At 52.4% G+C, this 6,539-nt stretch carries 6 protein-coding genes; 2 read left to right on the top strand and 4 right to left on the bottom strand.

Features of this window, described 5'->3' with window-relative positions; translation table 11 throughout:
- Window positions 1–33 precede the first annotated feature (33 nt).
- Window positions 34–1,206 (top strand): low temperature requirement protein A, encoded by a 1,173-nt coding sequence (locus IQ256_RS20535; RefSeq protein ID WP_193857431.1) that lies wholly within the window; start codon window positions 34–36, stop codon window positions 1,204–1,206.
- 53 nt (window positions 1,207–1,259) lie between these two features.
- On the opposite strand, the gene IQ256_RS20540 is transcribed toward IQ256_RS20535, so the two are convergent.
- The 3 genes from IQ256_RS20540 to IQ256_RS20550 form a co-directional block, all read right to left on the bottom strand.
- Window positions 1,260–2,294 carry a sensor histidine kinase gene (locus IQ256_RS20540; protein WP_193857432.1) on the bottom strand — a complete coding sequence of 345 codons (1,035 nt, stop codon included), beginning with the start codon at window positions 2,292–2,294 and terminating at the stop codon, window positions 1,260–1,262.
- A gap of 5 nt (window positions 2,295–2,299) precedes the next feature.
- On the bottom strand, window positions 2,300–3,454 hold the full coding sequence (locus IQ256_RS20545) for an FIST signal transduction protein (protein ID WP_193857434.1): 1,155 nt from the start codon (window positions 3,452–3,454) through the stop codon (window positions 2,300–2,302).
- 303 nt (window positions 3,455–3,757) lie between these two features.
- Window positions 3,758–4,450: a TetR/AcrR family transcriptional regulator gene (locus tag IQ256_RS20550; protein ID WP_193857435.1), complete on the bottom strand. Its 693-nt coding sequence runs from the start codon at window positions 4,448–4,450 to the stop codon at window positions 3,758–3,760.
- A 143-nt stretch (window positions 4,451–4,593) separates the two neighbouring features.
- Here IQ256_RS20550 and IQ256_RS20555 point away from each other — a divergent pair, with 143 nt between their 5' ends.
- Window positions 4,594–5,979 carry a 2-dehydropantoate 2-reductase gene (locus tag IQ256_RS20555; protein WP_228025111.1) on the top strand — a complete coding sequence of 462 codons (1,386 nt, stop codon included), beginning with the start codon at window positions 4,594–4,596 and terminating at the stop codon, window positions 5,977–5,979.
- Window positions 5,980–5,988: 9 nt separating this feature from the next.
- Here the strand turns inward: IQ256_RS20555 and IQ256_RS20560 are convergent.
- A partial coding sequence (locus IQ256_RS20560) for a zinc-binding dehydrogenase (protein WP_228025112.1) occupies window positions 5,989–6,539 on the bottom strand: 551 nt, incomplete at its 5' end.

Genomic DNA, 6,539 nt, shown 5'->3' on the forward strand with positions numbered 1-6,539 from the left:
CTTATTTTATCCGCTCTCAGGAAAGGCTCACATATGTCTCGACTACGCCATCATCCGCTGCGGCTGCTGCCTCAACAAAATTATGAGAGCGACCGTCACGCAACCTGGCTGGAGCTGTTTTTTGATCTGGTTTTTGTCTTGGCGATCGCAGAACTTGCCCACATGCTTCACGCCGATCTTAGCTGGACAGGAATTGTCAGCTTTGCGGTCTTATTTGTGCCGGTCTGGTGGCTGTGGATCGACTTTAGCTATTTTGCCGATCAGTTCAACATAGAACGAGGAATTTATCGGATCGTTCTGCTAGTAACCATGTTCGGACTGATTGTCATGGCGCTGTCTGTTTCTCATGCGCTAGACGGTGGGTCGGCCAGGTTTGCGATCGCCTACACGGTTCTGCGCTTTATCATTACCACTCTGTACTGGCAGGCTTGGCGGTGTGTCCCTCCATTTAGAGTGCTCACCTGGCGCTATGCGACCAGCTTCTCAATATCGCTAGTGCTATGGATACTCTCCATCTTGGTGCCTGAGCCTGCTCGGTTTTGGCTGTGGGCGATCGCGCTCCTGATTGAAATTGGAAATGGACCGGTTACCTATCTAACTGTCCGTGATGTTCCGGCCCAAAACTCACACATGGACGAACGCTTTGGGCTATTCACCATCATTGTATTAGGAGAAGCAATTGTGGCCGTAGCAGCAGGCGTAGCTGGCACCACCTGGACGTGGCAGAGCATTCTATCGGGTATCAGCGGCTTTTTGATTGCTGTGAGCTTTTGGTGGATGTATTTTGAGCGGGCTAACGAGTCGGCGATCAACCAAGCGCTAAAAGGTGGCAAGATGGCGCTGTTTCGCTCGTTTGTTTATGGTTACTCCCATGTGTTTGCCTTTATGGGAATTGCCATGACTAGCGTAGGCATCCAAGTCGCGATTGAAACAGCCACCGACTCTGCGTTTTCATTGGAAACAAGCGCTATTTTATGCGGCGGCATAGCTATCTTTTTAGGAGGGGTTACTTTACTGCAATGGGCCTCACCCTGTTCTCTGCCCCAACGGGCAATCCTGCTGCGTATTTGCCTAGCAGCTCTATCGCTTTGTCTAATTCTTCCAACAGCCATCTCTCCAGTCGCGTTAGTTTCACTCCTCAGCATTGCTCTAGTGCTGCTGAACTGGATAGACGGTGTGCCCTTACGGGAAGCTGGAGCCAGTTAGACAAATAGTTTACAGTAGTTAGATAAATAGCTAGATAGCCAGCAAGATGACGATCAGCTAGACAAAGGAAGAGAAATCGTAAACTTTGTTCCTTCCCCTTTAGAAGATTCAACCAATAGCTGTCCTCGATGCCTATCTACTACGAGCTGATAGCTAATCGCCATCCCCATGCCTGTGCCCTTGCCTATGGGCTTAGTCGTAAAGAAGGGATCAAAAATTTTGCTTCTAATCTCTTCTTCTATACCAGGACCATTGTCTGCAATAGTAATCATTGCTTGTTCTTCTTGACAGGCCGTTGAGATAGTAATTTCAGCATCTGCTATTTGAGCCTCTTCTAGTGCATCAATTGCATTGACCAAAATGTTCATAAAGACCTGATTCATCTGCCCTGCATAACAAGCTACAGGCGGCAAATTGCCATAATTTTTCACGATTTTAATAGCTGGGCGTCGACCATTTGCCCGAGTTCTATGCGCTAGGATGATCAAAGTGCTGTCTAAGCCATCGTGGAGATCGACTGTCTTGTACTCGGCTTCGTCCATTCGCGAAAACGTCCGCAAAGAGAGAACTATTTGCCGAATGCGCTCAGCGCCTATTCGCATAGACTGTAGCACCTTTGGCAAATCTTCTAGAAGAAAGTCGAGGTCAATTGCCTGGGCACAGCTTTGCACTTCGAGCAAGGGATCTGGATAGCAGCGCTGATATACCGATATTAGTGTAAGCAAATCTTCGATGTATTGGTCTGTATGTTCGACGTTGCCATAGATAAAGCTCACCGGGTTGTTGATCTCATGAGCGACACCTGCTACGAGTACGCCTAGCGAGGACATTTTCTCTGCCATCAACAGACGCGATTGCATAGCCTGTACATCCGCTAGCGCCTTTTCTAGTTCTTGGCTGCGGAGTCTGAGCTTAGTTTTAGAAGTTTGTAGTTCTTGAATTGTCTTACCTAACAGCGATTCTGCCTGCTGCCTGCTACGATACCACCGCTCAAGATTTCGCTCGTTTAGACTCAGTTTCCGCTGGAGCCGCTGATTCTCTTTCTCCAGAGCCTTCAGACGCTGCTCGACTGACTCGCTCTCTGACATTTGTATTACTCCGTTCCGATCACAACTGTCACTAGGGTTTCTTGGTGATAGCGTACTTGACCGCCAATTTCTAGAGGGCCGATTTCTCCATAGGTGTAAAAGCCAGAAACCGGGACGGCGTTCTCTATAAGCTGCTGGCCAAGCTCGTACTCCTCTTTGGTGCGATGTCCGAGCAGCCAGCGGCGGGCTGCACAGGAAAATAGTAAAACTGCGGCTGGTCTTTCCCCGGAGTAGTGCGCTAGAGCCTGCTTGATAGAATCTTGGGTAGCGGCCACGATATTATCGCACGTGGCGTAGGTGATTTGGACCTGAGCCTGTTCTGGGATTTCATCTGTGAATAAAATTTCACCGGTTTCTAAATTCCAGTGATTGGAAGCTCGTAGATAAAAGCGATCGCTTTCTCCTTCAAAAATGGCTAAAGGATATTCGCCAGAGATGGGAAAGTCTCCTAAATAATCCTGATAGAATTTGGTTGCAGGTTGATGGTCGATCTCATGAACCACCGGACTATTGCACTTAGTAATCACGGCTTTACGACTCAGTGGCTGCCAGCCGCTAGCAACACCATGCGACACTCTGATATCGCCGCAAAATACTAAAATAGGCAGCCCGTTCTGGACAACTTCGCCGCCAAAGAACTGATAGGTCTGCTCAAACTGAAACTGATCGCCCGAGCGGCCTCCAACAATTGGCACTCCAGCAGGCAGCAGACTTTGAAGCTGCCTTAGGGCTGGTTCGGTGCCGTTTGCAAGACCGTCTGGGATAGTGATACAAAGCCTGGCACTGCCGATGTCTTCACCGAATCCCAAAGAGGCGATCGCCTCTTTAGCCGCAGCGTCAGCGTCTTTTGACAAGCCTCTGCCCAATCCGGCTCGAATCTCTACGGTATCTGAACAAAACATCATCAGCGCTAGTGACTCTTCTTGAAACCCTAGAACCGATGATATTTCTCCGTAAGTCGTGCCACCAATCACGGACATTCCTGGAAATATATCTTGGATACGAGAGAGAATTAAAGTATGGTCAAAATCGATTGCCGATAGCAGGATGCCAGCTTGGGGCTGTTGACCTTCTAGCTGAGCCGCACACTGGTTTAGGACTTCTGAAACTGCATTTTCAGAGTCTATATCAACACTATGGCCTACGACTACTTTGAGCATTATCCTCTCCTACCTGTACTGTATACAGCCTACAAAAGCTGTTTAAAGTTTGCAAAACCGACGCAGCGAACGAGAACCTATTATCAACAAAGACACTATTGTAGGCTCGAATAAGTATCTAGTGTATCCGTGCTGTAACGGAGTGCAGGGTTCAAAGGTTTTGATTAGAGATACCAACTTTGTTCTAATAAAACCAAAACAGTAACGGCCTTTTAAGCCCTGTCTAGCGTTATTACACGAAATCTATTTTCGTTATGCCGCTCGGTTGGCACAGGTAGAGAGGAATAGACTAACAACAACTGCTTAAGATTTGTTGTTAGTCTCCATAGCGGTAATTAGCTGTACAAGACCGTCTACTAGGCGATCGCGATCCAAAGGCAAGATCTCGCTGCCGTGCAGCACATTTTGGGTCAACAGATAGTGAACAATCGAACCCACGAAGATCCGGGCAGTCACCATTGGATCGCTTAGCTGGAGCTGCGTCTGAGCAGACAAGTAGCGAGCAAAGTTCTCGATAATCGGCTTTTCAACTTCTCGCACAAACCGCTGCGCCAGCAAAGGAAAGCGCTCTGACTCGCCAATAATCAGCCGCATGAGGTTCATCAGAGCCTGATCGCGGCTAAAGTCATCGGTTACAAATATGGCAATTTGCCTAAGCACTTCATCAGGCGGACGACTGATCTCTGTCGCGTTTAGCAAGTGCTGACGCATTTGCTGGTTGCGTTCGGTAAGCTGCTCTACCAAGGCGAAAAACAACCCCTCTTTGTCTTGGAAATACTTGTATAACGTCGGCTTAGAGACCTTAGCAGCCTTGGCAATCCGATCCATGCTAGCAGCAGCATAGCCCTGAGTAGTAAATACAGATAAAGCCCCAGACAGGATCATGGCTGCTTTGTCTGGATTCTGGCCAGACGGCGGACCAGAAGGTTGGATCGACGGAGCACTCAGCCCAGATTTGATTGGAGATGGATCCGAGAATTGGGCCGAAGAAGTCACTTAAATAGCTCCACAAGACATCTTCCCAGCATGACAGACCTAATACCTGTTTGCATTTTAGCTATGGAGCTATTGACTTTACTAAACGGTTTAGTAACATATAAACATACATCGTCTTAGGTCTATGCGAGTGAGGTCGTCTTATGAGTCATCCAGTGAATTTAGATAGATTAAATCCAGCCAAGTTGAATCTGAACCTGTGGAGACAGTCTGCTACAGAGGCGAACCCTTCTCTACGCTGGCGTTTGCTGCTGGGGCTATTGCTGTTAGGAGCAGGCAGTTGGGTGGGTTGGCAGGGCTGGCAAACGAGAACGATGCGGCAAATAGAGTCTGATTCGGCGATGGTTTTACCCCAGATTTCGACAGTGACAGCCCTGGGCGCTTTAGAGCCAGCCGGAGAGCTAGTCAATGTCACACCGCCGACATCGGTGCAGGAAAGTCGAATTGGAGAGCTACGGGTGAATGAGGGCGATCGCATCGAGGCGGGTCAAGTAATTGCAGTGCTAGACAATCGCGATCGCCTGCAGGCCGCTCTTAGTAGAGCCGAGCAGCAGGTAGGAGTCGCCCGTGCTCAACAGTCTCAGATTGAAGCGGGAGCTAAATCAGGAGAGATTCAGGCCCAGCAAGCGGAAATCGCTCGGATTGAAGCCAGCCAAGTAGGCGACGTTGCCACGCAGCAGGCGACGATTGCCCGCCTAGAAGCAGAGGTAAACAACGCCCACGCTGACTTTGAGCGCTACGACTCTTTGTATCAGCGGGGCGGTATTTCCGCCTCAGAAAGAGACGCTAGACGTTTGACCCTGACAACTGCCGAGCAGAGATTAGCCGAGGCGATCGCAGCGCTATCTCGCATTCAAACCACCAGCCAGCAGCAGATTTCTCAGGCTCAGGCGACGCTAGATCGAATCGAGGACGTGCGCCCTGTGGATGTCTCTGCAGCTAGAGCCGAAGTGAAGGCAGCGGCGGCGGCGGTCACCGAAGCAGGTGTGATCACGCATGTCGAGGGCGACCGCTTCCCGATCGGCGAGCTGGACGGTTCCACCAGCGACAGGGTCCAGCAGCTTCACGACCTGCTGGTCGAGGGCGGTTTCCGATCCCGTATTCTCGATGATATACGCTCCGAAATCTGGCTGAAGGCCTGGGGCAATCTCTCCTTCAATCCGATCTCGGCCCTGACTCACGCTACGCTGGAGGACATCTGCCGCTTTGCGCAGACCCGCGACCTCGCCGCCACCATGATGGCCGAGGCCCAGGCCATCGGCGAGAAGCTGGGGGTCACCTTCCGCCACACCATCGAAAAGCGCATCGCCGGGGCCGAGTCCGTCGGCCGGCACAAGACCTCGATGCTGCAGGATGTCGAGGCCGGGCGCTCCTTGGAAACCGAAGCCCTGATCGGCTCGATCCTGGAAATGGGCCGCCTGACCGATACGCCGGCCCCCGCCATCGAAGCCGTCTATGCCTGCGTGATGCTGCTCAACCGGACCATGACGCTCGAGGGATCGGGCGTGAAGATGGTCTCGGCCGCCTGAGACAAAGCGTCAGGGTCTCAGGATGACTTTTGCGGCGGAACTGCGCCCGGCATCAAGATCCTCGAAAGCCCGCCCGCCCTCGGCGAGGGGCCGCTGGTCGATCCAGGTCAGGGACCCGAGCCGGCCGTCCTGAAGGGCGGCGAGCGAGGCCCGCAGATCGGTTTCGGTATAGGTATAGACGCCGACGAAGGTGATCTCGGAAAGGGTGACGCTGCGGGCGTCAAAGTCGCCCGCTGGTTCCTGAAGACCGACATGGGCGACGACCCCGCCAGGCGCCGCAGCCTGCGTCGCCGCCCGTCGCGTGGCCACCATGCCGACCGCATCGAGCACCAGATCGAAGCTTCCGGAGACCGGGGGCTCTGCGATGGGATCGAAGGCATCCAGGCCCGCAGCCGCCGCGGTTTCCCGCCGCAGCGCATTGGTCTCGGCCAGACGGACCTCTGCCGCCCCCCAGGCCTTTAGAATGAGGGCGCCCAGCAGACCGACCGAACCGCCGCCGATCACCAGCGCCCGGCTCTCGGCCAAAGGCCGCCAGGCAGCGCGCGCTGCCAGGGCCAGCG

The organism is cf. Phormidesmis sp. LEGE 11477 (assembly GCF_015207105.1).
In the GTDB taxonomy this organism is placed as follows: domain Bacteria; phylum Cyanobacteriota; class Cyanobacteriia; order Phormidesmidales; family Phormidesmidaceae; genus Phormidesmis.

What these genes read in the sequence shown, in the direction of transcription:
- IQ256_RS20545 (WP_193857434.1), bottom strand. Translation starts at nt 3,454, where the DNA reads ATGCTCAAAGTAGTCGTAGGCCATAGTGTTGATATAGACTCTGAAAAT.
- IQ256_RS20535 (WP_193857431.1), top strand. Translation starts at nt 34, where the DNA reads ATGTCTCGACTACGCCATCATCCGCTGCGGCTGCTGCCTCAACAAAAT.
- IQ256_RS20540 (WP_193857432.1), bottom strand. Translation starts at nt 2,294, where the DNA reads ATGTCAGAGAGCGAGTCAGTCGAGCAGCGTCTGAAGGCTCTGGAGAAA.
- IQ256_RS20555 (WP_228025111.1), top strand. Translation starts at nt 4,594, where the DNA reads ATGAGTCATCCAGTGAATTTAGATAGATTAAATCCAGCCAAGTTGAAT.